Annotated in this window: 23 protein-coding genes, 1 tRNA gene and 1 pseudogene; 17 read left to right on the top strand and 8 right to left on the bottom strand. The window is 40.9% G+C overall.

The window, feature by feature from the left end; translation table 11 throughout:
• Positions 1-77: 77 nt before the first annotated feature.
• Positions 78-3,278 (bottom strand): S41 family peptidase, encoded by a 3,201-nt coding sequence (locus DW036_RS16165; RefSeq protein ID WP_118465313.1) that lies wholly within the window; start codon positions 3,276-3,278, stop codon positions 78-80.
• Positions 3,279-3,571: 293 nt separating this feature from the next.
• Here DW036_RS16165 and DW036_RS16160 point away from each other — a divergent pair, with 293 nt between their 5' ends.
• Entirely contained in the window at positions 3,572-3,754 is a 183-nt protein-coding gene (locus DW036_RS16160) for a type II toxin-antitoxin system HicA family toxin (protein ID WP_118465312.1), read from the top strand.
• A 34-nt stretch (positions 3,755-3,788) separates the two neighbouring features.
• Positions 3,789-4,187: a type II toxin-antitoxin system HicB family antitoxin gene (locus DW036_RS16155; RefSeq protein ID WP_118465311.1), complete on the top strand. Its 399-nt coding sequence runs from the start codon at positions 3,789-3,791 to the stop codon at positions 4,185-4,187.
• Between the two features lie 180 nt (positions 4,188-4,367).
• Here the strand turns inward: DW036_RS16155 and DW036_RS16150 are convergent.
• Positions 4,368-4,441: transfer RNA gene (locus DW036_RS16150), tRNA-Pro, on the bottom strand.
• A gap of 362 nt (positions 4,442-4,803) precedes the next feature.
• Between DW036_RS16150 and DW036_RS16145 the strand changes: the two genes are divergently transcribed.
• From DW036_RS16145 to DW036_RS16095, 10 genes and pseudogenes are all read left to right on the top strand, one after another.
• Positions 4,804-6,072, top strand: a complete 1,269-nt coding sequence (locus DW036_RS16145; protein ID WP_118465507.1) for a site-specific integrase — start codon at positions 4,804-4,806, stop codon at positions 6,070-6,072.
• Complete coding sequence (locus DW036_RS16140) at positions 6,069-6,854, top strand: hypothetical protein (protein WP_118465310.1); 786 nt, start codon at positions 6,069-6,071, stop codon at positions 6,852-6,854. The genes DW036_RS16145 and DW036_RS16140 overlap by 4 nt, the downstream gene beginning before the upstream one ends.
• Before the next feature lie 143 nt (positions 6,855-6,997).
• Positions 6,998-7,315 carry an AlpA family transcriptional regulator gene (locus tag DW036_RS16135; RefSeq protein WP_118465309.1) on the top strand — a complete coding sequence of 106 codons (318 nt, stop codon included), beginning with the start codon at positions 6,998-7,000 and terminating at the stop codon, positions 7,313-7,315.
• A gap of 119 nt (positions 7,316-7,434) precedes the next feature.
• Positions 7,435-8,307, top strand: coding sequence for a phage/plasmid replication protein (locus DW036_RS16130; protein WP_233560461.1), 873 nt, complete (start codon positions 7,435-7,437; stop codon positions 8,305-8,307).
• Between the two features lie 382 nt (positions 8,308-8,689).
• Entirely contained in the window at positions 8,690-9,139 is a 450-nt protein-coding gene (locus DW036_RS16125; RefSeq protein WP_118465307.1) for a hypothetical protein, read from the top strand.
• 40 nt (positions 9,140-9,179) lie between these two features.
• Positions 9,180-9,518, top strand: a complete 339-nt coding sequence (locus tag DW036_RS16120) for a hypothetical protein (protein ID WP_118465306.1) — start codon at positions 9,180-9,182, stop codon at positions 9,516-9,518.
• A gap of 32 nt (positions 9,519-9,550) precedes the next feature.
• Positions 9,551-10,069, top strand: coding sequence for a hypothetical protein (locus DW036_RS16115; RefSeq protein ID WP_118465305.1), 519 nt, complete (start codon positions 9,551-9,553; stop codon positions 10,067-10,069).
• A gap of 28 nt (positions 10,070-10,097) precedes the next feature.
• Positions 10,098-10,865: pseudogene (locus DW036_RS16110) on the top strand (ADP-ribosylglycohydrolase family protein); the annotation flags it as partial.
• A gap of 233 nt (positions 10,866-11,098) precedes the next feature.
• Positions 11,099-11,290, top strand: a complete 192-nt coding sequence (locus tag DW036_RS16105; protein ID WP_118465303.1) for a hypothetical protein — start codon at positions 11,099-11,101, stop codon at positions 11,288-11,290.
• A gap of 733 nt (positions 11,291-12,023) precedes the next feature.
• Complete coding sequence (locus tag DW036_RS16095) at positions 12,024-12,344, top strand: HigA family addiction module antitoxin (protein WP_118465301.1); 321 nt, start codon at positions 12,024-12,026, stop codon at positions 12,342-12,344.
• 120 nt (positions 12,345-12,464) lie between these two features.
• On the opposite strand, the gene DW036_RS16090 is transcribed toward DW036_RS16095, so the two are convergent.
• Both DW036_RS16090 and aroB read right to left on the bottom strand, forming a co-directional pair.
• Positions 12,465-12,722: a hypothetical protein gene (locus tag DW036_RS16090; RefSeq protein WP_233560460.1), complete on the bottom strand. Its 258-nt coding sequence runs from the start codon at positions 12,720-12,722 to the stop codon at positions 12,465-12,467.
• Between the two features lie 68 nt (positions 12,723-12,790).
• On the bottom strand, positions 12,791-13,852 hold the full coding sequence (aroB, locus tag DW036_RS16085) for a 3-dehydroquinate synthase (protein ID WP_118465300.1): 1,062 nt from the start codon (positions 13,850-13,852) through the stop codon (positions 12,791-12,793).
• Between the two features lie 202 nt (positions 13,853-14,054).
• Between aroB and DW036_RS16080 the strand changes: the two genes are divergently transcribed.
• From DW036_RS16080 to cls, 3 genes are all read left to right on the top strand, one after another.
• The gene (locus DW036_RS16080) at positions 14,055-14,468 is read left to right on the top strand and encodes a hypothetical protein (protein WP_118465299.1); all 414 of its coding nucleotides are present in this window, start codon (positions 14,055-14,057) and stop codon (positions 14,466-14,468) included.
• 99 nt (positions 14,469-14,567) lie between these two features.
• On the top strand, positions 14,568-17,486 hold the full coding sequence (locus DW036_RS16075) for a TonB-dependent receptor (protein WP_118465298.1): 2,919 nt from the start codon (positions 14,568-14,570) through the stop codon (positions 17,484-17,486).
• A gap of 131 nt (positions 17,487-17,617) precedes the next feature.
• On the top strand, positions 17,618-19,057 hold the full coding sequence (gene cls / locus DW036_RS16070) for a cardiolipin synthase (protein ID WP_118465297.1): 1,440 nt from the start codon (positions 17,618-17,620) through the stop codon (positions 19,055-19,057).
• Here cls and DW036_RS16065 read toward each other — a convergent pair.
• Genes DW036_RS16065 through DW036_RS16055 form a run of 3 tightly spaced genes read right to left on the bottom strand, consistent with a single transcriptional unit; the run spans position 19,052 to position 21,079 of the window.
• Entirely contained in the window at positions 19,052-19,603 is a 552-nt protein-coding gene (locus DW036_RS16065) for an RsmD family RNA methyltransferase (RefSeq protein ID WP_022392751.1), read from the bottom strand. The genes cls and DW036_RS16065 overlap by 6 nt on opposite strands.
• On the bottom strand, positions 19,594-20,373 hold the full coding sequence (locus DW036_RS16060) for a DUF3822 family protein (RefSeq protein WP_118465296.1): 780 nt from the start codon (positions 20,371-20,373) through the stop codon (positions 19,594-19,596). Before DW036_RS16060 ends, DW036_RS16065 begins: the two co-directional genes overlap by 10 nt.
• A gap of 19 nt (positions 20,374-20,392) precedes the next feature.
• Positions 20,393-21,079, bottom strand: coding sequence for a hypothetical protein (locus DW036_RS16055; RefSeq protein WP_118465295.1), 687 nt, complete (start codon positions 21,077-21,079; stop codon positions 20,393-20,395).
• A 95-nt stretch (positions 21,080-21,174) separates the two neighbouring features.
• Between DW036_RS16055 and DW036_RS16050 the strand changes: the two genes are divergently transcribed.
• Together DW036_RS16050 and DW036_RS16045 are read left to right on the top strand one after the other, a co-directional pair.
• On the top strand, positions 21,175-22,593 hold the full coding sequence (locus DW036_RS16050) for an ATP-dependent RecD-like DNA helicase (protein ID WP_118465294.1): 1,419 nt from the start codon (positions 21,175-21,177) through the stop codon (positions 22,591-22,593).
• A gap of 92 nt (positions 22,594-22,685) precedes the next feature.
• Entirely contained in the window at positions 22,686-23,516 is an 831-nt protein-coding gene (locus DW036_RS16045; protein WP_118465293.1) for a hypothetical protein, read from the top strand.
• A gap of 414 nt (positions 23,517-23,930) precedes the next feature.
• Here the strand turns inward: DW036_RS16045 and alaS are convergent, their stop codons facing one another.
• Positions 23,931-26,549: an alanine--tRNA ligase gene (alaS, locus tag DW036_RS16040; RefSeq protein WP_118465292.1), complete on the bottom strand. Its 2,619-nt coding sequence runs from the start codon at positions 26,547-26,549 to the stop codon at positions 23,931-23,933.
• Positions 26,550-26,583 lie beyond the last annotated feature (34 nt).

Raw genomic sequence — 26,583 nt, 5'->3', positions numbered from 1 at the left:
TAGATTATTTGTTGATTTTGCCGCAAAGGTACAAAAAAGGAGCCAAATTCATAGTCTGGCTCCTTAATAATCCCTATCTATTGTAGTGCTTTCAATAATTCTTCTACTGCTACTTTCAACTGTGTATCTTCGCCTTTCACGATTGTTTCGGGCGAATTGGCTACTTTTATATCCGGTTCCAACTGCGTATTTTCCAGATAACTGCCATCGGGCAAGCGGTAACCAATCACAGGAATGCCGAATACCAGTGTCGGATCTTGCAGACGTTCCCATGATACGCTGGTCATAGTGCCCGGTACAGGCATACCTACCAGTTTGCCCAGTTTCTGATGGCTGTATACCCATGGTGTACCGTGTGCATTGGAATAGTTGGCCTCGCACGTCAGCATGATGGAAGGCTTGTTCCAGCGGCGGCTCGGCATATCGCAGGCTTCACGGCCGCGAACCACCTGTGTGAAGTATTTCTTGCCGCTGAACAGTATCTCTATATCTTCATGCAGACGACCGCCTCCGTTGAAACGGGTGTCGATGACAATACCTTCACAGTTGTTGTATTTTCCTAAAATGTCCGAGTAGATGGAACGGAAGCTGTCATCACCCATTGATTTGATGTGCACGTATCCCAGTTTACCGTTCGACCATTTCTCAACATCTGCTGCACGTTGCTTAACCCAACGTTCGTAAAGTAATGTACTGAGTTCGCTGTCTCTGATAGGGATTACTACCTCTTCCCAGCGTTCTTTCGTCTTGGGATCATACAATGAAACAAGTGTTTTCTTTTTTACTTTGTCATTGAGAAGCACATAATAATCAGCTTCGGGAGTGATTTCTTTACCGTCGATCTTTTCAATAACGACACCGGCTTTCACCTTTGTAGTGGCTTTGTCGAACGGACCTTTTTCTATCACTTCAGCAATGAGCATTCCTTTATCTTGGTAATTCCAGTCAAAAAGTAGTCCCAGGCTGGCTGTTGGTTCACTTTGTCCGTCCGGATAGAAACGGCCTCCGGTATGGGAGACATTCAACTCGCCCAGCCATTCACTCAATAGTTCGGCGAAGTCATAGTTATTATCGATGTGTGGCAGGAACTTGCGATAGGCAGCCGTCATGGCGTCCCAGTTGACCCCGTGCATGTTGGTATTATAGAAACGTTTCTGTTGTTGCTTGTATACATGGTCGAACATGTATTCGCGTTCGGCGGCCAGATCCAGTTTCACTTGGGCAAGATATTTAATGGGCTTCAGGTCATTGGAAGCCATGTTCATCTTCTGCATATTCTTACCGTTCAGAATGAAGAGAGTCTTCCCTTCTTTATCCATTTCCAGGGAGGTCCAGCCGGCATCTACTTTATGGAGCAACTTGGTCTCTTTCTTGTTCAAATCCATCTTCCATAAGTTACGACCGCTTTCGGTACTGGCCAGATAATAGAGGGTTTTTCCGTCTTTGGAGATGAGGGTACTTCCCATATTAGATGAGTTTGGTGTCAGGCGTACGATGCGGTCTTCTATGTTTTTCAATTCCACCACGATATCCTTTACCTTGCTACTGTCTTTTGCAGCAACCTTTTGCCGGTCGGAGTTTGCTTCTTTATATAGTTCGTAGTCTTCTTTGCTCAGGCTGAATTTATCGTATGCATCCTGATTCAGGAATACTAACATAGCATCGTCCAGCGAACCCCATGAAGCATGTGCACGCATACCGTAGCGTTCGGTAGTGAAAAGAATGGCATTGCCATCGAGCGCAAAACTGGGTGAACCGCTGCTGTATCCGCTATTGGTTAGGTTGATGATCTCGCCATTGCCTTGTGCACTGACCAGACCTATATCCGAATATGGATCGTGCTTGTTTCCGATAAATTCCAGTGTGAACCACTTGCTGTCCGGAGACCATGCATAGTCGAACCCTCCGCCTGTGCTGTACCAGGTAGAACCGTCGGTGATCCGGCGTACTTTCTTGGTTTCCAGGTTGAGTACCATCAGGCGGTTGCGGTCTTCAATGAAGGCCAGTTCCTTACCATCGGGTGAGAATTGCGGGTGCGAACGTTCTACGGTGGTAGAAGGCAATAATACCTCTTCCTTTATTAAAGTTGCATTCGGAAAATTCGGATCTTCTTCCCGAACTATTTTAGCCAGATAAATTTGCCAGTTACCACTACGTTCACTGGCATAGGCCAGCGTCCGGTTGTCCGGGGCAAACGAGAGACCATCTTCCTCTGCTGCTGTATGTGTAATCTGTTTGGTGGTGTTATAGTCTGTCGATGTTACGAATACTTCACCGCGCACAGTGAAAGCAATTTGCTTGCCGTCTGGTGAAACTGTAGCGGAGGTTGCTCTATCCGGATATTTCAGATAAGCTATTTGTGGCTGGTCGTCACGAATGATTTCTACATTTATCTTCCGGGGATTCGAGCCTTCCTGCTGAGTATAAATCTCACCATCGTATCCATAGCACAAGGTGCCGTTGTTACTCATTGAGAGGAAACGCACGGGATGGGTTTTAAAGCTGGTAATTGTTTTTATCGATTGGGGTTGCGAAACCGGGAAAGAATATACGTTGAATGAGCCGCCATTACGTTCGCTCAGGAAGTAGACGGTTTGTCCGCCCGGTGATACTATCGGATTGCGGTCTTCGCCTGCATGCTGGGTAAGGTTAGTGTGTGAACCTGTTTTGGCATCATACATCCATACATCGCGGGTGATGGAAGAAGTATGATGCTTTCTCCATTCGTTTTCACCTCCCTTGCGGTCCTGATAGAAAAAACGGTTGCCGGACTTATCAAAACATACCGCTTCGGCAGGAGTGCCCAGTACTTGTTCAGTGCGTCCGCCGACTGAAGGAACTTTGTAGAGTTCAGTCATGGCGGCTGAAGGAAAGAGGGCACTGCTTGCCGGGTCCTGAATAGATGCTGAGAATAAAATATATTTGCCGTCCGGGGTAAAAGCGGAGGGTAGTTCAGTAGCTGAATGAGTAGTCAGTCGCTGGGCTGTTCCGCCATTTGCCGACATGATGAAGATATCGAAATTTCCGTTTCTATCACTGGCAAAGGCTATTTGTTTGCCATCCGGTGACCATATCGGAGTACATTCGTAAGAGTCTTGCGTAGTGAGTTGTGTAGCTGTTCCGCCCTTGGCAGGCACTTTGTAGATGTCTCCCTTATAACAAAATGCGATTTCTGTCCCGTCGGGTGAGATCTGTACGTCACGCATCCAGAGGGGAGTGGTTGCATAGCTGGTTATTGCCGCAAAACTAAGGGCAATGTAAGCAATAAGTTTCTTCATAAGTATATTAAATGTGTTTTTATGCAAATATAGGTATTAGTCCGTAAAAACGAAAAAGGATAGTCTGATAATTTGATTTATTTTTACTGCTGGTATATTTGCAGGTATGGCTAGTCGGTCTTTATCCTTTGAATCCTCACGATATACCAACCATTTATGCTATGAAAGAGCAAATGCTTGAGCATCTGGAAACTCTACCGGAGGGGTTAAATAATGGTAATATTGCTATTGTTCGCTTGTGGATAGTGGTAGTTTTGCTATCTTTGTGAAGTCAAGCAACAAATCATAAGATAATGAAAAGTACAGAATTACACCGGATGTTCATTAAGAAGGGATGGAAGTTCGACCATGCGGAAGGAAGCCATTACTTTTATAAGAATGAAAAAGGTGAATTAACGGAGCCTGTTCCTTATCATGGGGCTAAAGAAATGGGTAAGGGGTTGGTTAATAAATTAATCAAGAAGTATGGGCTTTGATTCCCGTACTTTCTAAAAAAGAAAGGGTAGGATTATGGAAAAAATTATTGTAGTGATTGAGAAAAGCAAGGATTTTTACGACGGATATTCGGATAATTGTGACGGTATCTATGGCGCGGGTGACAGCATACAGGCTGTAAAGGATGATATTCATGAGGCAATTAGATTGATTAAGAAGAATTTACCTGTAGAACAATGGCCGGAACAAATCAAAAGCGAGTACGAAATTGAATTTAAGTTGGACGTAGCGAGTTTCTTGGAATATTATTCAAAGTTCCTTTCTTTAGCTGGTATGGAGAAGATTACAGGTATCAATCAAAAGCAGCTTTCCAATTACTTGAATCGTCGTTCTATACCTCGTAGAGCGCAGGCGGAACGCATTTGCAGCGGACTTCATTCATTTGCGAAAGAATTATTATCGGTAACACTCTGATTTGTTGTTTGACACCACTTTTTGGAGTTTTTTCAGAGGTCTTCCATCGTGGAGACCTCTTTTTGTGTGTCTAAAAGTGAATGTGTACGAGAACTTTTTGCGTCAACCACCATTAGGTGGAAACTCGTAAAAAAGCAAAAAGCATCGATAATCTTACGATTATCAATGCTTTATCGGTAGTCGGGATGACAAGATTCGAACTTGCGACCACACGCCCCCCAGACGCGTACTCTACCGGGCTGAGCTACATCCCGAATTGTTTTAATTGCGGGTGCAAAAGTACGTATTTACAGGGAAAGTGCAAATTTTTTAGCTTGTTTTTTTGTATAAAAAGTGATTTTAATTCTCTTGTTTGCGTTAATATGCAGATAGCCAGTGGTATATCTTCTATTTGTGTAGTGATTGCATTATCCTTTATTTGTATTGAGTAGTTTTTAATGTTTTAGAAATGTTTTAGAAATGTTTTAGGGAAGATGTGCTTCGAAAGTGGTATATATTTCTTCTAAACAGACGTTAAATAGTTCGTTTTTTTATGACTCTCTTTGGGCTTATTCAAATTCTGCTTATCTACTTTTGTGACACATAAAATAATTATTAATTAAAAAATAAAATGCTTATGGCAACATTTAAAGTTTTGCTACATTCTGCTAATAAGAGAAAAGATGGCACTTATTCGGTTTCATTAAGAATCATAAAGAATATGAAGGCGAAGTACATATCACTACAGCTCTATGCTAAAAAGGAAGAATGGGATGATGTAAATGAACGTTTTAAATGTGATAAACGCGTTTGTCCTAACTACAAAGAGTATAATGCGAGGATTATCCAACTATTAGCACGTGCTCAGAAGGTTGAGCGGGATTTTGAGTATGATAAAGTAGATTGGACATTGAATCAATTTGAAGATGCCTTTCTGTATAAGAGTAAGCAGGGGAAATTCCTAGAATTTGCTTTATTATGTATCAAGGATATGAAAGATACTGGGCATATTGGAAATGCTAAAGTGTGGGAAAAGGTTATCTGCAACATGAAATTATTTGATAAAAAACTGTCTGCGCGCTATATGCAAGAGATAGATATCAAATATGTAACTGCCTATAATCAATTTATGGAGAAGAGAGGATGGTCTGGCAATACTCGTAAGCATGATATGAAGACCTTAAGAGCAATTTTGAACCGTGCCATTGTGGCAAAAGAGTGTTCTTCTACTTTTTATCCTTTTGGGAAAGGTGGCTTTTGTATTTCTGCTTTGGAAGAAGAAACTCGTAAACGATATTTGCCACAGGAATATTTGTTAAGAGTGATGAATACGAAGTTTGAGAATAAGCCTAGAGAAGTTGCAAGGCGCTTGTTCTTGTTCTCATATTTTTGTTATGGAATGAGTTTTATTGATATGGCTAACTTGAAGAAAGAGAATCTTATGATGGAAGGTGGAAAAGAATATATAGTGTATAAGCGTCATAAAACTGAGCATAGTAAGAACACTAGATTTATTAGAATTCCTGTGACTGACAAACTGAAAAGAATGCTTTTGTGGTTTAGGGAGAACACTGTTCTTATAGGAAATTATCTTCTTCCTTTAGTCTCTAAAGATTATGATGGTGAAAAATTATATGATCACTTGAGGCGAAGATTGGCTCGCTATAATGAACGATTAAAAAAAATTGGTGAGGAGTTGGGCTTTACAGAAAAATTGACTAGCTATGTTAGTAGACATTCTATGGCAATGACGTTACAGTCAAATGGAGTTTCTCGCGAAATGATAAGTCAAGTGATGGGGCATAAAGAGTTAGCAACAACTAATACTTATTTAGATAGTTTCGGTGATACAGAGGTTGAGAGAATGACTATAAGTTCATTATATAAAAATGCAGTTAGTATATGAAAAAGAAGATGTTTGAGAATTATTTGGCAAAATTGGCAACAACTAAAAGTTGCATTGATATTGCAGAGATGGAACGTTATATTGCAGATCATATATCATATTGTAGAAATTTATTGGATAGAGAGATTCAGTATGTAGAAGAATTAATAAATAATCGTTACGAACGCTATGGAGTAATAACAGAGGAGGATGAAATAGAAGCATGGAAGCAAGGATATTATACCTTATGTAAATTAGGCGTTACTTTGGATGACGTTCGTAGGATGATTGAAAAAATAGGTTTTGAAAAGGGCTCTTCAATGGAAATTAGAATTCAACAAGATTGGAATTATACTGGGCATTTGTTGAATGATTATTTACAGTTGGAGAATGCTAATCTACTTACTTATTTACAATTACTAAAAGCTAGTCAGCAACGAATACAAAACAAAAAGATGTATAGTACTTATTCGGATAAGCAATTGGATGCTGTTTATACTTATTTATGTAATAAAGAGTGGATTTGTCCATCAGAGAATGGGAGCCGAGATTTTCAGAAGATATTCAGGGCTTGTGGATTGGATGTTACAGAGAAAATTAGGATTAATACAAATAGAAATGGTGCTAAGGCTTATTTACGTGTGGTTATTGAAGTCTTAACAAGTGGCTTCTCAGCTACTTTAGTGAATCAGTACTTTTGTGATTGTGAAGGTAAAGACCTGAAATTGGCTTCTCATAATCGAGCGACTTCATATGATGATGGTAGGAATGAATTAGTGGAAGTTCTTGCGATGAACACCTAAACATCGTTTTGCGATTCTTTTAAGTCGATATATATGTCTGATATTCAGTATGTATATGTCGATTTTTTTTGCTGTTTATGTCGCATTTGTAATTTGGAGATATTCCTTCTACTCCTTTATTTTGCAGCATAATTAAAAAAAAGATGGCAAAGGAACAAAAAGTAAATAGCTTAACCGTTACTGAATTGAAGGAGCTAATTAGTGAAGCCTTGAATTCATGTTTTAGTGAAAGGAAAAGTTCTGATTCTGAAATTATTGGAATTGATGAAGTGTGTGAAATAACAGGACTGTCGAAGTATACTATTTATAAGAAAACTTCGAATAAGGAAATGCCTTTTTATAAATCAACTATGGGCAAAAGGTCTGTTTTAAGGTTTAGACGTTCTGAAATTGAAAAATGGGTTTTAAAATATCGTATAGAAACTGTTGATGAGTTTCTAGAAAAACAGGATGGCTTATAATAATAAGTAAGATAATATTATTAAAATAAGAATATAATAAGGAGTATAGGAGATAGAGTATGTATGATACAGTGAAATTTGTATTATTGGAAAATGATTTAGATAATGAAATTTGCTTCATGGAAGAAGTTGTTTGTAGGATAAATATAGAGAAATGCTCTGTTAATAGAGTGGTAGGATATCTAAAGAATATGAGAGTGGAGGTGAGAGGAACAACTTTGATAGTAGAAGGTAGTTTGACTAAATGGTTTTTGGGTAATAATTATGCGAGAACTCTGGCTCTATGGGAAATTGGAGCAACAATAAAAAGTCTAAGTAGGGCTTTGAATGTGTCTATTGAGAAAGCTAAAGTGACTAGAATTGATGTTGCATTTAATTTTTGTGTGAAGAATGAACCGTGGCTTTATATGAAGCGGTTGCTGTTTCTAGAGTCCTACTATCGTTCTAATATAGAGAAAAGTAGCCTTTATTTTGATAAATATGATTCGCAGCTATTGTTTTATAATAAAGTCACAGCTTTGAAGACTGAAGAGGATGCAGAGTCTATTCAGGGAGTAAAGAATTTTGAAGGACAAAATGTATTGAGGTATGAATTTCGTATAAAGAAAGTGACAAAGATATTCGGAGAGGTGAGAGGAGAAATCCTGTTTGATTCTAAGTTCTGTTTACTATTGCTGAATAAGTGGTATATGTGTTACATGAATATAGATAAGCAATTTGATGAAAGTTCATTGAGGTTTGACGGTGTAAGGCATCTTAAAGAGTCCTGTGTTGCTCAATGTATGTCTGCAATGAATATGTTCGACTTGGTAGAAGAAGCTTTTGCCAAAGGCAATATTAATAGTGCTGAGAAGTTTGCTATAATAAAGGAATTGCGGAGGATAGCAGATCTTTGTTTTGATAGAACACAAGTTTCGTTGATAAATGAATTCACGACTGAAATCAAGAATACGTATATAAACATGAAAAGAATATATAGTGTTGTTCCTTAGCATTTGGAAGTAATGAATATGTGGATTGATGGTTAAGAACCTTTAGAAGTCTACTTATTAAATATTCGTTTTTTGAAGGATTGTTTTGTTAGATGGAGAATTCCTCAGCTTGGTAGTTGAAAATGGAATATAGCGTGTTAAAACGATGATTTTGAAAGTTATATTATTGTTGGTTTTGATTCTTTGAGTTGGCTCTATTGAAATAGTATTTGTTCTTTCTGCTAAAAGAGTGCCTCTTTTCCTCTTTTATAAAAAATTATATAATGACAATTTGGATAGTCTATTTTAATTAAATATATTTGTGTCTATATAAAGTTAAATATGCTATACACAGCGTATTTATGTGGTCTGTTGGGAATTAATAAGAACAAATATTAGGATTATGGAGACTAAAAAGAGTGGTTATAACACGGGGATTGCGAGTGAATATTTGGTGTTGTCTATGCTGTATCGTTTAGGTGCAGATGCTTATATGACAATGGGTAATAAGAAGAGTGTAGATATTTGGATTATAAAGGATGGTGAGCCAGATGTTTCAATTGATGTAAAGTCTGTTCGTGCTTCTGATTCTATTCCAGTTGGCAATGTGAAGGCTAAGAGTGATCATTATGTTGTGTTTGTGATATATAATAACAAATTTGAAGATACTCTTGTCTTGCCTGATTTTTATATTGTTCCTAGTAATAAGGTGGTGGAGTATAGTCGAAAGTTTAATGGTGGTCGTATAAATATATTTAAGAAGGATATTGAACAGTATAAAAATGCTTGGGAACAGTTGGAGCTTCCGAATATAAGTACGAAATTTACACTTAGTGAGGCAACTGTAGAATGAGCGTGAATATTTGTGTAAAGCTTTAATTAGGTGTTGATATATGGAGACACTTTTATACTTGTATTTTCTTGTGATGTTGATCACATGGATATCTCTAAGTTCATGTGTATGTAAGACTGCGCGAAGGTTAAATCGTGATGGGGATGTCTGGTTTTTGTTTTCACTATTCTTCTCACCTATACTTGGTGCCATTATGGTACATTGTCTTGGTCCTATTAAAAAAGAAGAAATAGAAAAACCTGCATGGCCTAGCGATGAAGAAAAATTGATGAAGAAAAATGAAAAAACACTTGAAGAGTTGGAATACGAACGTATTCAGCGTGAGGCTGATGAGAGAATTGCCGAGAGAAAACGACAAAAAGCTAAATCCTTGACATAAGATAGATCTTTTAATTATAAATTAAAGCTAATATGGAAAATATCAGTAAAAAAGGAATAAAAGCACCTCTTTGGGGAGGAATAATATTGTTGATAATGGTGGTAGCGATCATCTTGGACCTTTTTTCTGTAAAATTGCCCGGGGATGTCAATAGACAGTCTAACGTTTTAGATTATAATGATACTATTTTAATTGCTAATGATAGTGTTAAAGATAGATTGTACTCTGAACATGGTTTACAAGTTTTGAAAATAACTTATGATAAATATCATGATGATTGGATTTTTAAATTAAAAAATGTAGCTAATCATACAATTGGTGATGCTCGAGAATTAACTTTGAAATTAACTTATAAAGTAGTTGATTTGAAGACTGATGAAATTGTGAAGGCAGACTATTCTTATCTTAGATTTAACAAATTTCAACCTGGAGAAATGGTACAGCTTCATCCTTATATTGGCTGGAAAGCTTATATTGGAGTGAAATATCGAGTGGATTTTTGGATAGAGAATCTTCCGATGAAACCTTACTTTTTGAAATTGAATTATTAAGTATAGTATTAACTATATTAGAACATATATGATAGGTGCTATTGCAGGAGATATTATTGGCTCTATATATGAGTTTGATAATATAAAAACAAAGAAATTTCCTTTGTTTGGTAAAGGGTCAACTTATACGGATGACTCTATAATGACTATTGCTGTTGCCGACTGGTTGCTTCATGGTGGCAATTTGGTGAAAATAATGCAGTATTATGGGAGAAAATATCCTTCTCCTATGGGAGGATATGGAGGTCGTTTTGGAAGATGGTTGTCTGAGATCGAACCGAAGGCTTATAATAGTTGGGGAAATGGGGCTGCTATGCGTGTTAGTCCGGTAGGTTGGTGCTTTGACTCTTTAGAAGAAACTTTGAAAGTTGCAAGAAACACAGCTATTGTTACTCATGATCATCCAGAAGGTATAAAAGGAGCACAAGCTACGGCAACGGCCATTTTTTTAGCTAGAAACGGAAAAACTAAAGAATTTATAAAGGAGTTTATAGAAGCACTCTTTGGATATGATCTGAATCGTAGTTGCGATGATATTCGTCCTTACTATAAGTTTGATGAAAGCTGTCAAGGAACAGTACCTGAAGCAATTATTGCTTTTTTAGAGAGCGATAGTTATGAGGATGCTATAAGACTGGCTGTTTCGTTAGGTGGCGATAGTGATACATTAGCTTGTATTGCAGGTGGAATTGCAGAGGCTTTTTATATATATCAAATGCCTTATGATATTGTTGAAGAAGTATGTAGAATACTGGATGTGGAATTGCTGAAAATTGTTGAAGAATTTAGAAATAAATATAGAGGGCTCTTTGTTCATCCCCGATGGAGTGATCCAGGTATAGTAAGTATCGTTCACTATCCTACAGAAGAGGAAAAGAAGCAGGGAACAAAGATTATGTGTGATGATTTAGTTGACAATATAGAGAAAATGAGGAAAAGCTGAATTTTGTAAAAAAGTAAATAATGCATTCAGAGCTTGACTAAAAATAAGATGACTATGGAAAAAGAGAAAAACATGCTTGTGGTTATATGGCTGCTGATGACTGGTTTGAAATAGAAGATTATTATACAGGTCGCAAAACTACAATGGAAGATATAGCAGCAATAGGACCTGAAGGAAGAAAAGCATTTAGAGAAAGACCCTCTAATCCCTATTTTTCTAAGCCTGATCTGTCTTTATATGACGAATCTTTATATGATGGAACTAAAATAAGAGAGTAGTTGCACTTTTCTATGTATGTCTAGGGTGCCATTTAATGAGTAGTCTGTTGAATGGAATTTTTGTTTTTGTGATTCTCTTTATGAGAGAAGGAATAAAATCGTGTATTGGTGAAAGATGGGGATAAGTGATAGGGAATGCTTACATGATATAGATATTATATGGATGTGTCTTAGGAGTTTTTTGTTGTTTAAAGCAGAAGTATGTCTGATCTTTATAGTGCATTAAAACTAATAAAACTATGAGACCTTTAGATGTGAGTTTGTACTTGTTTGTATTAAATTGTAACGAATGTTTTAGGAAAGTTGTAGACATGTGGAGAGAAATGAATAAACGAAATTACTTAACTCTCTGTATATCTGCTTTTAAGTCTAAATTATTGAAAATAAGTCGGTTGATTCCCCCAGACGCGTACTCTACCGGGCTGAGCTACATCCCGAATTGCGGATGCAAAAGTAGTGCTTTATTTTTAAATAGCAAACATTTCTATTTATTTTTATGTCACTATAATCTGACTGAATAATACATCTTTCTTATTCTTAATTTGTTATGGTATAAAGTTTGCTCTATTTTAGAATTAGTATAAGTAGTGCTGTAACCTGTCATTTGCTCGTAACTTGTAATTTTCTGCTTCTATAATATTGTTTTTAAAGAGAAATAACTCGCTGAGATTGCGAATCTCTTTATTACTTTTGTATTATCAAAAAGCGGATGCATACATTATAAGTAGAAACTATGAGTATAACAGCTAACAATTTACAATCATTCCGACCTTATCATCCAGGTGAATTGGTAAAGGAAGAATTAGAATGCAGAGACATAAAACAAAAAGACTTTGCAAAAAAGTTTAGTTTGTCTTATTCAGCCTTGAATGAGGTGCTTAATGCAAAACGCCCGATTACTACAGAATTTGCCTTGCTTTTGGAGGCTGCTCTAGGTATCAATGCTGATTTACTTGTAAGAATGCAAACTGATTATAATATGCAAGTGGCGCGTAGGAATAGTTCTCTCCTTGAGAAATTGAATAATATAAAGAAAATTGCTGCTGTGTTTTAGCATTGGTAGTGCAATCGCTTTGTAGTAAACAGGCTTTTTCGAAAATTTTAATTATAGATTATATGCAGATAATAGGACGAGGAGTAAAATTCCAATTTTACTCCTCGTCCTATTATCATTCTACAGAGCAGTTATCGATTCTTCTTTCAACTTCTTCAATAATCCTTCTACGTTTTGAAGATGGTAACATAAGATGCCTTCCAGCTGTTTCAGAAAACCTACGTTGCTTGCCAGTTGTGTAATGAATTGCAAATGCCGGCCTATTTCCCGGTTGGCTTGTAGGAGAGTATTGTGTGGGAGGGTACTATATAATTCAAGTTTCGTATGTAGCCTGAGTCTTGCCACCGTGCTGGCACAGCGTTGCCAATTAACTGGCAAAAGCCGGCATCTTAATGTTGGAACTGCAAAATGTATTCCCGCAAGAGGAGGGGATATGGTAGAAGGCGTTATATCCCCATGCACTCTCTATAGAAATCGAACATTTCGAATATCGTATCTTTATCAGCCGTTTGGTTCAGACAAATGTCTCCGACCTCTTTCAATAACGTAAAGTTTATGACACCGGCGGTATTCTTCTTATCGTGCTTCATCAGTTCATAAAGCTGGTCGTACTGCTTACAGTTAAAGGCAAAACCACCGTAGTTCTCTTTCACAAACTGAATGGTCTGGCGCATTTTGTCTTTCGGAAAACCTACTTTTATATAAGAAAGGTATAGTTCGCAAACAATTCCCCAGGCAACGGCATAGCCATGCAGTACAGGGTGTCCTTCGGCAAGGGCAAGGCTTTCGAAAGCATGTCCTACGGTATGTCCCAGGTTCAGGGCTTTGCGGATGCCATGTTCCAGCGGATCTTGCTCCACGATGTCTTCTTTTACTTGTACGGAGCGACCTACCATTGACTTCAGGGCTGCGTAATCTATCTTGTCCGTATCAAAAGCCAATAATTCTGCCAGGTGTTCCGGAGTACTGATCAGTCCGTGCTTCAACATTTCGGCATAGCCGGAGAAGAAGTTATGGGCGTCGAGGCTGCGCAGGAATTCTGTTTCAAGGAGTACGCTGGCAGCAGGGGCGAAGACGCCGATTTCATTCTTCAGTCCGTTGAAGTTGATGCCTGTCTTGCCTCCTACGGAAGCATCTACCATAGCCAGCAGGGTAGTAGGGATATTGATATAAGCAATGCCCCGCTTAAATGTAGAGGCGGCGAAGCCACCCAAGTCGGTCACCATGCCACCTCCCAGATTGATAAGCAATGAATGGCGCGTAGCTCCCTTTTCACTCAGGGCTTGCCAGACGGAAGCCAGGGTTTCGAGGTTCTTGTGTACATCTTCGGCACCGATAATGATTTCCGTTGCTTCTTTCAATGCCGGAATGTTGCTGAGTTGTGGCAAGCAAAGGCGGTGCGTATGCTCGTCAGTCAGGATAAAGAGCTTGTCATGGGGGCAGTTCCCAATGGCAGTTGTTAAGCTGCTTTCCAGTTCTTCGCAGAGGATTACTTCTTGTTTACTCATGATGTATTTGTCTTTTTTTGCTCTGCAAAGATAATGCAAATCGAGTGCAGAACTTCCATACCGGCATGAAAAAGTTATGCTGAGATGCAGCTTATCTTCTTTAAAGATAGGATTTCTCTGCGAAAGAAGTATCTTTGCAAATCATAAAACTTACATCACTCGGATAGATATTTTAGACTTCATAACTTATAATTTATAAAAAATGAAAGCATTATTACCGGTATATTGCCGCCTGTTAGGATATTTTGTGATAGCATTGGCATTGTTTCTCCCCTTTCTGATGTTGATGATAGGGAAAATGACGGATGGTAACCTTCTGTTTTATAAGGAATGCTCCAAGTTGTTGATGATGATCGGTGCGCTGATGATTCTGTTCGCTTTTACAAAGAATGAAAGCAAAGAAACGGAACAAATACGCAATCAGGCTACCCGTAATGCTATATTCCTGACGGTGCTATTCATCTTTGGCGGTATGCTCTACCGGGTATGGAAGGGTGACATCGTGAGTGTGGATACTTCTTCCTTTTTGATCTTCCTCATACTGAATGTTCTTTGCTTGGAATTTGGTATAAAAAAAGCGACGGTTGATAGGCTATTTAAGCGGGATCGTCGATAATTAGAATATTTTATTTAATCCTCATTAAACTTTTCCATTGAAAGCTTGTCAAATGAAACAGTATAAAAACAGACATTTTGTTTCATAAAAAACAGGCGCATGAAAAAAGTAATCATCGGAACAGTGTTATTGCTGACAACCGCACTTTCCGCTTTCTCACAGACTAAGAACATTACCGTAGCGGGGCGTGTCATCGAGGATGACACGAAAGAACCCGCAGTACAAGCCACAGTACAGTTACTTTCGTTACCGGACAGTGCATTTGCGGCGGGTATCGCCACTACAGCACAGGGATATTTTACCCTGCCCAAAGTAAAGGCTGGGAAGTATGTCTTGAAAGTTTCCTATATCGGCTTCCAACCGACAATGCTTCCTTTGCAACTGTCGGCTCAAACTCCCAATAAAAATGTAGGTACGCTGGCTCTGAAGACAGATGCCGTGATGCTGGCAGAAGCAGTGGTTACTGCAGAAGCTCCACAAGTCACTGTCAGCGAAGATACATTAATGTATAATTCATCAGCTTATCGTACACCCGAAGGTGCTATGCTGGAAGAATTGGTGAAGAAACTTCCCGGTGCCGAGATTGATGACGATGGTAACGTGAAAATCAACGGTAAGGATTTGAAGAAGATTATGGTAGACGGAAAGGAATTCTTCGGCGGAGACGTGAAGACGGGTTTGAAGAACTTGCCTGTGGACATGATTGACCGGTTGAAGACTTATGATAAGAAATCGGACCTGGCACGTATCACAGGTATTGATGACGGTGAAGAAGAAACCGTGCTCGACCTGACTGTAAAGAAAGGTATGAATCAGGGTTGGTTCGGTAATGCCGATGCTGCCGTAGGTACTGAAGATCGCTATGCGGGACGTTTGATGTTGAACCGTTTTGTAGATAAGACACAAGTTTCTTTTATTGCCTCTGCCAACAATGTGAATAATCAGGGCTTTTCCGGTGGTGGCGGTGGGCCGCGTTGGCGTCGTAACAATGGTTTGAATGCTCCTAAGGAACTGGGACTTAACTTTGCTACCGAAACTGCCAAATTGGAGTTAGGCGGTAGTGCCCGTTACAACTACAATGATGCTGACATTGCCAATGTCAATTCATCCGAGCGTTTCTTACAGAATGGCAATTCATATTCCAATTCAAACTCTCTCAACAGGAACAAGAATTCGACATTTAATGCTGATTTCCGTTTGGAGTGGAAGCCGGATTCAATGACGAATATCATCTTCCGTCCGAACTTCTCTTATGGAAAGACGGATAATTCTTCCAGTTCCTTGTCGGGGACCTTCAATGCAGATCCTTACAATCTGGTTACTAACCCGAATGACTATCTTGATTTTGATGTGATAAATAATGAGGACCCGTTGAAGGATATTCGTGTGAATGCTACAAACACGGGGTCGCTTTCCGATAGCAAGACCGTTTCAACGGATGCTACTTTGCAGATCAACCGCAAACTGAATGATAAGGGACGTAATGTTACATTCCGCGGACGCTTCGGTTATGGAGATAATGACAATAACCAGTATACGGAGTCGATGACACGTTATTACCAGATTCCTACGAACCCGGACTCTACGTTGATCCGTAACCAGTATATCACTACGCCGACGAATGACTATAGTTATAGTGCACAGATCACGTATAGCGAACCGATTGCGCGGGCCACTTTCCTGCAATTCAGTTATCAGTTCCAGTATAAGTACAGTGAGAGTGACAAGACGACTTTCGACTTATACAAGATCAATCCGGAGTGGGGAATTGGCGACCCGTTGCCAGTGGGGTATCAGAATCATGCGGTAGATAGTTTAGGTAAGTATGCCGAGTACAGATACTACAACCACGATGCTTCTGTATCCTTGCGTTTCATCCGTGAGAAGTACCAGTTGAGTACCGGTGTTTCTTTCCAACCGCAGAACTCCAAACTGTCTTATAAGAAAGGCGACTATATGATTGATACGACGCGTTCGGTATTCAACTTTGCTCCGAATATAGATTTTCGTTACCGTTTCTCGAAAGTGAGCCAGTTGCGCTTCAACTATCGCGGACGTACTGGTCAGCCCAGCATGGAGAACTTGTTGCCGATTGTGGACAACTCTAATCCGCTGAATATCCGTGTTGGTAATCCGGGCTTGAAACCTTCGTTCACGCACTCTATGCGTTTGTTCTACAATACGTATAATGCAGAACTCCAACGGGGTATCATGACTCATGCCAGCTTCTCGGCTACGCAGAACAGCATCAGTAACAGTACCGAATACGATGATCAGACCGGTGCGCGTACTACTACACCGAAGAATATCAATGGTAACTGGAGTGCTTTCGGTATGTTTGGTTTCAATACGGCATTGAAGAATAAGAAGTACACTATCAACTCATTCACCAATGTCAATTACCAGAATAATGTGGCGTTCTTATATAATCAGGATACCAAAGTGGATGATAAGAATAAGACAACAGGGTTGACGTTGAGTGAGCGTTTGAATGGTGCTTACCGTAACGATTGGTTTGAATTCGGCTTGAATGGTTCTATTTCTTATACTGCTGAGCGTAGCAAACTGCGTCCGGAGAATAATCAGGAACCTTACACATTCTCTTATGGTGCCAATACTCAGTTGATGGCTCCTTGGAACATGACTTTCACTACCAATATTGCTAATCAGAGCCGTCGTGGTTATACGGATGCAAGTATGAACCGTAATGAATTGATCTGGAATGCACAGCTTTCGCAAACCTTCCTGAAAGGTGCGGCTACTGTCAGCCTTGAACTCTATGACATTTTGAAACAGCAAAGTAACATCAGCCGTTCATTGACAGCAGATGGCCGTTCGGTTTCCGAATATAACGGTATCAACAGTTATTGCATGGTACACTTCATCTATCGTCTGAATATCTTCGGTAGCAAGGCTGCCCGTGAAAAGATGCAGGGTAGAGGTGGATTCGGTGGTCATGGAGGCCCCGGCGGACCTGGTGGTCGTCCCGGCGGTTTTGGCGGCGGACGCCGTTTCTAAAGTTTCCTAACCAGTTTTTGTTATAAGTTTCCCCTTCCATTTGCTACTCTGTTGAAGAAATGGAAGGGGACTTTTTTTGATTTTCCTTTTAAATAAACAGGAATTCTTTTATTTTCTCTATATTTGCTTTTGTGATTGACTGGAACTATATACTCAACCAAGTAGCTACCGTCGCCTTTGATATTATTTACTTTGGCGCTATCATCGGAACAATTGTTGTCATTATCCTCGACAATCGTAATCCGGTGAAGACGCTTGCATGGATACTGGTATTGATGTTCCTGCCTGTTGTGGGGTTAGTCTTCTATTTCTTTTTCGGACGAAGCCGCAGGCGGGAGCGCATCATAGGGCAGAAGATTTATAACCGCCTGCTGAATAAACCGATGGTGGAATATCTGGCGCAGGATGCCACTACTTTGCCAATGGCTTACAGTCGGCTTATTTCCCTGTTCCGCAACACGACCCAGGCATTCCCTTTCGACGGTAACCGTATCGAAATCTATACCAATGGCGGCTCCATGCTGCAATCCTTGTTGAGGGAACTGCAGAATGCCCGGCAACATATTCATATTGAATTTTATATCTTTGAAGATGATGCTATCGGGCGTATGGTACGCGATGTATTGGTAGAGAAAGCGCGGGCAGGCGTTGAAGTGCGTCTTATCTATGACGATGTAGGGTGTTGGCATGTGCCCAACCGCTTCTATGATGAAATGCTCTCGGCAGGTATTGAAGTGCGTAGCTTCCTGAAAGTACGTTTCCCTCTATTCACCAGCAAGGTGAACTACCGTAATCACCGTAAGATTGTGGTGATTGACGGGCGTGTGGGATTTGTAGGTGGAATGAATTTGGCAGAACGATATATGCGTGGTTTCTCATGGGGCATTTGGCGCGATACCCATCTTTTACTGGAAGGTAAAGCGGTGCATGGTCTGCAGACTGCTTTCCTGCTCGACTGGTATTTTGTTGACCGTACTTTGATCAGTGCTTCCCGTTACTTCCCAAAGATGGAAGCGACCGGCACTTCTTTGGTGCAGATTGTGACGAGTGATCCCATCGGTCCCTGGAAAGAGATTATGCAAGGATTGAGTATGGCAATTTCCGGTGCAAAGAAGTACTTCTATATACAGACTCCTTATTTTCTGCCTACGGAACAGATTTTGGCCGCTATGCAAACTGCAGCATTGGCAGGAATGGATGTGCGCCTGATGTTGCCTCTGCGTGCGGATAACCGTCTGACGCATTTAGGCTCCTGTTCATATTTGGCGGATGTATTGCAGGCGGGTGTAAAAGTCTATTTCTATAAAAAAGGCTTTTTGCATTCCAAGCTGATGGTATCGGATGATGAGCTTTCCACTGTTGGCTCTACCAATGTGGACTTCCGTAGCTTTGAGCATAATTTCGAGGTGAATGCCTTTATTTATGATACAGAAACGGCATTGCAAATGCGGGAGATCTTTCTTCTGGATCAGCGCGACTGTGTACAAGTCTTCCTTAAAAACTGGGTGAAGCGTCCCTGGTGGCGGAAAGCTGCCGAGAGTGTGGTGCGCTTGATGGCACCACTGCTATAAATCTGAAGCTTGCTGTTTGAAGAATGAGAAGTTTACACTTCCATATACCCGCCGTTCCACAAAGTTCGGATGATTCTCAAAGTTGTCTTTCTTGCCGTGTTCCAATACAAACAAGCCTCCTTCTTTCAGCAGATTATTTTCAAAGATAAGATTGGGAAGGGTTTCCAGTCCTTGTAATTCATACGGAGGATCGGCAAAAATGAAATCGAACTGTTCGCGTCCCCCTTTGATGAACTTGAATACATCGCCACGGATGGGGATACAAGTATCATCCTTCACTTCCTGCATGATTTTGCAAATGAAAGCGTGGTGATCCCGGTCTTTTTCAACGCTGATTACACGATCGCAACCGCGTGATACCAGTTCTATACTGATGCTGCCTGTGCCTGCAAAGAGGTCGAGGGCAGATACACCATCTTCAAAATCCAGATAGTTGGCAAGTACATTAAACAGATTCTCTTTGGCAAAATCTGTTGTGGGACGTGCCTTGAAGGTACGAGGTACGTCAAATCTTCTTCTTTTATATATTCCGCTGATTACTCGCATAGGGTTATGGCTTGTAGGTCGAGGTTAGTGGCAGGGTTCATGACGAATACCTGCCGGATGAATTTTCGTAGTTCACTGAGCAAAGTTTCTTTGTCGAACAACTCACCGGTAAGATGTAGTTCGTCGCGTTCTTGTTCGAAACCAAGCTGTTTCCATATATATAATAGGTAATAGATACGGTCTGCTGTCTGTTTGCACTCAAAAGAGTTGGCAAGGAGCAGGTGATTGCGGTCGTAGCAATATAGTTCGGCAGCATCTTTCCGTAGGTGCACATACATTTTCCGACTGTTTCCCAAACGGCTTTTACTGGAGAAGTGTTCAATGAATGAACTTGCCTGTGAATAAAACCTCACATCAGGATATTGTTCGCAAAGAAACGAACGGGCACTTTTGTCCATGCTGAACAGTACTACGGTATTATTTTTCCGCAGAATGTTGTATTGTATAACTTCATTCTCCCGTTTGGGGTGGTTATGGTAAAAGAGTATTTCCGTTTGTTCGTCCTCGAAAAATTCCAACGGTACAAGGGTAAAGCGTTTACTTGCCATGAGTATATTTACCCGGCGGTAAGGATGTTTTAACCATTCTACTTCGCGGAAAGTCTGCTTCAGGTTGGCTGTGAGTGAGAGTGATTCTTCAACTTTACGGTCAAAGAAAAAGAGTTCACCCTCATTGAGAGGGTTGAATACAGAAAAAGAAAATCCATCCGCACTGAGGCGGATGGATAACGTATATTGTTCCGATTTACTAAAGTCAATCGTTTCTATCATACAGAGTTCAGGATAGGAATTATTCCCAGTTACCTGCGTTATTGTTAGCAGTTTCCAAGCTACCGATCATCAGACCGCAGTATTTACCCAATTTGGTTTGTACATCCTTCATGTTAGCAATTTCTTGCTTGTCCAGACCGTTCAGGTAAGTTTCGTACGGAGTCTTAACTTCGAGCAGACAGAAAGGAGCACCGGATTTAGCTGTATCATTTCTGATAGCCATTTCGAACTGTGCACCACCGCCGTAAGGAACATATCTCATAGAGTCAGGATTGAAACCTTTAGGGAATACTGTATCCAGTACGGCAACCCACAAAGTATCACGTTTGAAGTTTTCCAGACCGGCTTTCTTTACTTCATCGTATTTTCCTGTTTTCTTTGCTTTGTTGATGATAGCAATAGCTTTCTTTTCTGTCATACCGTCTTCCAACTGCTTATCATTCAATTCACCTTCTTTGTAGATGAAAGGCAACTTCTGGTTTTTAACAAAGTTGATCAAAGTGTCGAAACTTGCCGTGTACTGTTGGTGGTTCAAGTTACGGTACTCCTGCTGTGCTTTACGGATGTCCATTAAGCGGGCAATAACTGCCTTCTCTCTGTGCTTTCTTGCCTTTTCGAAATTAATAGGACCCATAATGCTGGTATAGCAGATGTAGATCAGTACCACTGCACACAAGCCTAAAATGACATTAAATACTGTTTTCATGATAAATATGTTTTTTAGTTGTTATATTCGTACCGCAAAAATAAAATAAATAATTCTAATGGCGATAGTTCCTGTAACTTTTTTCTATTACAAAAATGATAAATAACTATTTAGAAACGCAAATTAAGGAAAATTTTCCTTATGAACCAACTTTTGAGCAAGAAATAGTACTAAAATCATTGGCTACCTTCTTGCTATCTCCCCGTAACGATGCGGTTTTTGTGCTGCGCGGATACGCTGGTACGGGAAAAACGTCACTGGTTGGAGCATTGGTACGGACATTGGATAAGTTACAACAGAAGTCAATTCTGTTGGCTCCTACAGGGCGGGCGGCGAAAGTCTTTTCTGCTTATGCGGGGCATCCGGCGTTTACTATTCACAAAAAGATTTACCGTCAGCAATCTTTCTCCAACGAGGTGAGTAACTTCTCGGTGAATGATAATTTGACTACACATACCTTATATATAGTGGATGAGGCTTCGATGATTTCAAACGAGGGTTTATCCGGTGCTGTGTTTGGTACGGGGCGTTTGCTGGACGATCTGATACAGTTTGTTTACTCCGGTACGGGATGTCGTCTGGTGTTGATGGGCGATACAGCGCAGCTTCCTCCGGTGGGTGAGGATCAGAGTCCTGCCTTATTTGCTGAAGCTCTGAAAGGATATGGACTGGAAGTGATAGAGGTCGATTTGACGCAGGTAGTGCGTCAGGTGCAGGACTCCGGTATTTTGTGGAATGCTACCCGGCTGCGCCAACTTATAGCCGAAGATACCTGTGGGAGTCTGCCAAAGATAAAGGTGTCGGGCTTCGCTGATATAAAAGTAGTTCCGGGCGACGAACTGATAGATACGCTGAGTACTTGCTACGACCGTGACGGGATGGATGAGACCATTGTTGTATGCCGTTCCAATAAGCGGGCGAATATCTACAATAATGGTATACGTGCGCAAATCCTTTGGCGGGAAGATGAATTGAACACAGGCGACTTGCTGATGGTAGCAAAGAATAATTACTACTGGACGGAGAAAAGTAAAGAAATGGATTTCATAGCCAATGGTGAAATAGCTGTTCTTCGCCGCCTACGCCGTACACGTGAGTTATATGGTTTCCGTTTTGCGGAGGTTTTGCTCGCTTTTCCTGATTACGGGGACTTTGAGCTGGAAGTTAATCTGCTGCTGGATACCTTGCATACTGATGCACCAGCTTTGCCAAAGGCAGACAATGACCGGCTTTTCTATGCCGTACTCGAAGATTATGCTGATATTTCCATGAAGCGCGAAAGGATGAAAAAGATGAAGGCGGACCCGCATTATAATGCCTTGCAAGTGAAGTATGCCTATGCCGTTACTTGCCACAAAGCGCAGGGCGGGCAATGGAAGAATGTATTTCTCGATCAGGGGTATATGACGGATGAGTATCTGACACCGGATTATTTCCGCTGGCTATATACTGCTTTTACCCGTGCTACAGGTACTTTGTATCTGGTGGATTATCCGAAAGAACAAATACTATAAATCGTTGGAACTAAAAAAAATATCTGTTCTCATGCAGTAATTAACTATTTGCTGCATTTTCATTATACGAATCCGATATAAAAGCTAAAACAATGAGACACATCTATTCTATTTTAATGTTGATTTCACTCTTGTTTGTAGGTACTGCATGCGAGGATGATTATCGTGATATAGTGTTTTTTACGGGTGATGCGCCTATTTATCAAGTTGGCACCTGTGGGAATATGTTTAGTTCTGCGAATCTCTATCTGAATAAACCGGAAGGTATTATTGTCGGTGTGGATGGTGGAGACGGTAACTATTCCATAGTGAACGGTGACGATGCCATAGTAACTGCTGCTTTTGTAAAAAGTGAAAGTGGGTACCAACGTATACAGATTATTCCTAAAGCCGAAGGTGAGACGGGAATTACGGTAAGAGATGGTAGTGGTTCTTCAGCTTTACTGAGAGTGAAGGTAGATGAATGCCTGAAATTGGTTTGGTCTAAAGTGAAGGATGGTATCGTGGTTACCGGAGAAGCTACAGAGGAACAAAAGAAGAATATTGCGGATGCATTCACTGACTTCTTTACCGTAAAGGTGGGAGGACGTTATGAGATGATACCGGATAATGAATCTGAAATGTTGGAAGAAGGAATCTTGCGTGTTCGTCCGGATGATTCTGCTATTGCTCCTTTCATAGGACGATATGAAAGGATTCCGGTTGTTGAAGATGAAAAGGAACGCTTAGGTCTGCTATTTGAATATAATGGCGAAAAGCATCTTTATACTTTCAATGGTCCTGATCTGACCAGAACGTCTGTAATGGAATATATGGACTTTTGGGAAAATGTTACCGAGAACTGTCCGGTAGAAGTCCCGGCGGGATGTAAAGTTTATCATGTGGAACGCTTGAAGCCATATGAGGGAGTGGTGAATAATTGAAAAAGATATACTAATCTAACCTTTTTTGTCAAGAGAGAATTTATGTTTGTTTAACGGGACGGGAGGGCTTCGGCTTTCCCGTTTCTATTTTCTGCAAACAGATGGTGTGTTACCCTTAAACGGATGATGTGTTTTACCCAAACAGATGGTTTGTTTGGGGTGATTACATCGTTTGTTTTACTTCATTACATGGTATGTTATCCTGTAAAACATACTATCTTAACTCATTTTCACTTCTATAGATACAAAAAAAGAGGAGAAACATTCGCTTCTCCTCTTTACTATATATCTTCCCGAAACTAAATCAGGATTACATTGACAAAGATACGACATCAGGATGTCAAAGTCAAGTCTTTGGCTAGTTATTTACTTGCACAGGCGAATAATAATCCGCCTGCCTTCACAAGTCAATTATTAAATTCCGGCCAGTTCCAGTACCTTTTCTATTGCTGCATTCAGTCCGTCAATGTTCTTTCCACCTGCTGTTGCAAAGTGAGGTTGGCCGCCGCCGCCGCCTTGAATCAGTTTGGCAGCTTCTTTCACCAGATTTCCGGCTTTCAATCCGCCGGCTACGAGGTTGTCGCTCAACATAACTGTCAGCATCGGCTTTCCTTCATTGATGGTTCCGGCAACGAAACACAGGTTTTCTGTAATCTCGCCACGCAGTTGGAATGCAATATTCTTAATGCTTTCTGCAGGTATCGGAGCACAAATCTTAATTACCTTTATGCCGTGGATTTCCTGCATGTTTTTCAGCAATCTTTCCTTTATCTGTGCCTCTTTCTCCCTCATGAAGTCTTCCATCTGTTTCTTCAATCCGGCATTCTCCTCAATGTACTTGCGGATGGTTCCGGCCAAGTCGGGGGCATTGTTGAAGAGAGCTTTCAGATCTTTCAGGGTATCTTCGATGGTGTCCATCAATTCTTCTACGCGTGCACCTGTGTAAGCTTCGATACGGCGTACGCCGGCAGCAACGGAGCTTTCAGATACAATCTTTATCATGCCGATGTTTCCGGTAGCGGCAACGTGTGTACCTCCACAGAACTCTACGGATGAACCGAACTGGATAACACGCACATGGTCGCCGTACTTTTCACCGAACAAGGCGATAGCACCCAATTCTTTGGCATCTTCAATAGGAATATTACGATATTCCTTCAAAGGTATGTTAGCGCGGATTTTAGCATTCACCAGATGTTCTACCTGGCGGATTTCTTCGTCTGTCACTTTCTGGAAGTGAGAGAAGTCGAAACGCAGTGAGTCGGGGCTTACTAAAGAACCCTTTTGCTCTACATGCTCGCCCAGTACTTCGCGGAGTGCAGAGTCCAGCAAGTGGGTAGCCGAGTGATTGGCTGCACAGGCAGCACGTTTGTCGGTATCTACGCAAGCCATCATCGGAGCTTCCGGATGTGCGGGCAATTTCTTGGTGATATGTATCGGAAGGTTATTTTCCTTCTTTGTATCAATTACTTCAATCGTTTCGAATTCGCTGACTAATACACCTGTATCACCTACCTGGCCACCGCTTTCGGCATAGAACGGGGTATAGTCCAGTACAATCTGATACAATGTCTGGTTTTTCTGTTTCACCTGACGGTAACGGAGGATGTTTGTTTCATATTCCGTATAGTCGTAACCTACAAATTCAGTTGTTCCTTCTTTCAGTGTAATCCAGTCGCCGGTTTCTATGGCAGCGGCATTGCGCGCACGTTGCTTCTGTTGTTGCATCTCGGCGTCGAACTCCTTGATGTCGGCAGTCATACCGTTTTCACGGAGAATCAGTTCCGTCAGGTCGAGCGGGAAACCGAAAGTATCATATAATGTAAAGGCATCTTTACCACTGATTTCTGTCTTTCCGGCAGCTTTGGCGTCAGCCATCGTCTTATCCAGCAAGCGGATACCGGTTTCCAGTGTGCGGAGGAAGGAGTCTTCTTCTTCTTTAATAACCTTGCTGATCAGTTCTTTCTGTGCTTCCAGTTCTGGATAAGCTCCACCCATGTTTTCAATCAGAACCGGCAGTAATTTATACATGAATGCCTGTCTCTGTCCCAAGAATGTATAACCGTAACGAACTGCACGACGCAAGATACGGCGGATTACATAACCTGCTTTTGCATTCGAAGGCAATTGTCCGTCTGTGATAGAGAAAGCGATTGTACGAATGTGGTCGGCAATCACACGCATGGCGATATCTTGTTGGTTGTCTTTGCCATAAGTGGTGCCTGCCATATCAGCGATGGCTTTCAATATAGGCTGGAATACGTCCGTATCATAGTTTGAAGTCTTGCCCTGTAGCGTGCGTACCAAACGTTCAAAGCCCATACCCGTATCTATAACTTTGGCGGGAAGTCCTTCCAGGCTCCCATCAGCTTTACGGTTGAATTGCATGAATACGAGGTTCCAGATTTCGATAACCTGCGGGTGATCCTTGTTCACCAATTGGCTACCCGGAACTTTGGCTTTCTCTTCTTCCGGACGTGAGTCTATATGTATCTCGGAACACGGACCACACGGACCTGTATCGCCCATTTCCCAGAAGTTATCATGCTTGTTGCCGTTGAGGATGTGATCTTTCGGAAGGTGCTGTTCCCAAAAGGCGGCGGCTTCATTGTCACGTTCCAACCCTTCTTCGGGGCTGCCTTCGAATACGGTGGCATAAAGGTTTTTGGGATCTATCTTCAATACCTCTACCAGATATTCCCATGCCCAGTCGATAGCCTCTTTCTTAAAGTAGTCACCGAACGACCAGTTACCCAACATCTCGAACATGGTGTGGTGGTACGTGTCGTGTCCTACTTCTTCCAGGTCATTATGCTTTCCGCTAACGCGCAGACATTTCTGCGAGTCCGCGACTCTTTTATATTTCGCAGGGTGGTTGCCCAAAATAATATCTTTAAACTGATTCATCCCCGCATTAGTAAACATCAGTGTCGGGTCATCTTTAATTACCATCGGAGCCGAGGGCACTATCTGGTGGCCTTTGCTCTCGAAGAAACTCTTGAATGAGTTCCGGATTTCATTTGCAGTCAACATACTCTTCTATTTATCTTAATCTGTTACTATCTTC

This window comes from Bacteroides sp. AF39-11AC (genome assembly GCF_003474285.1).
Classification (GTDB): domain Bacteria; phylum Bacteroidota; class Bacteroidia; order Bacteroidales; family Bacteroidaceae; genus Bacteroides.
This window is presented reverse-complemented; position numbering and strand designations above follow the sequence as displayed.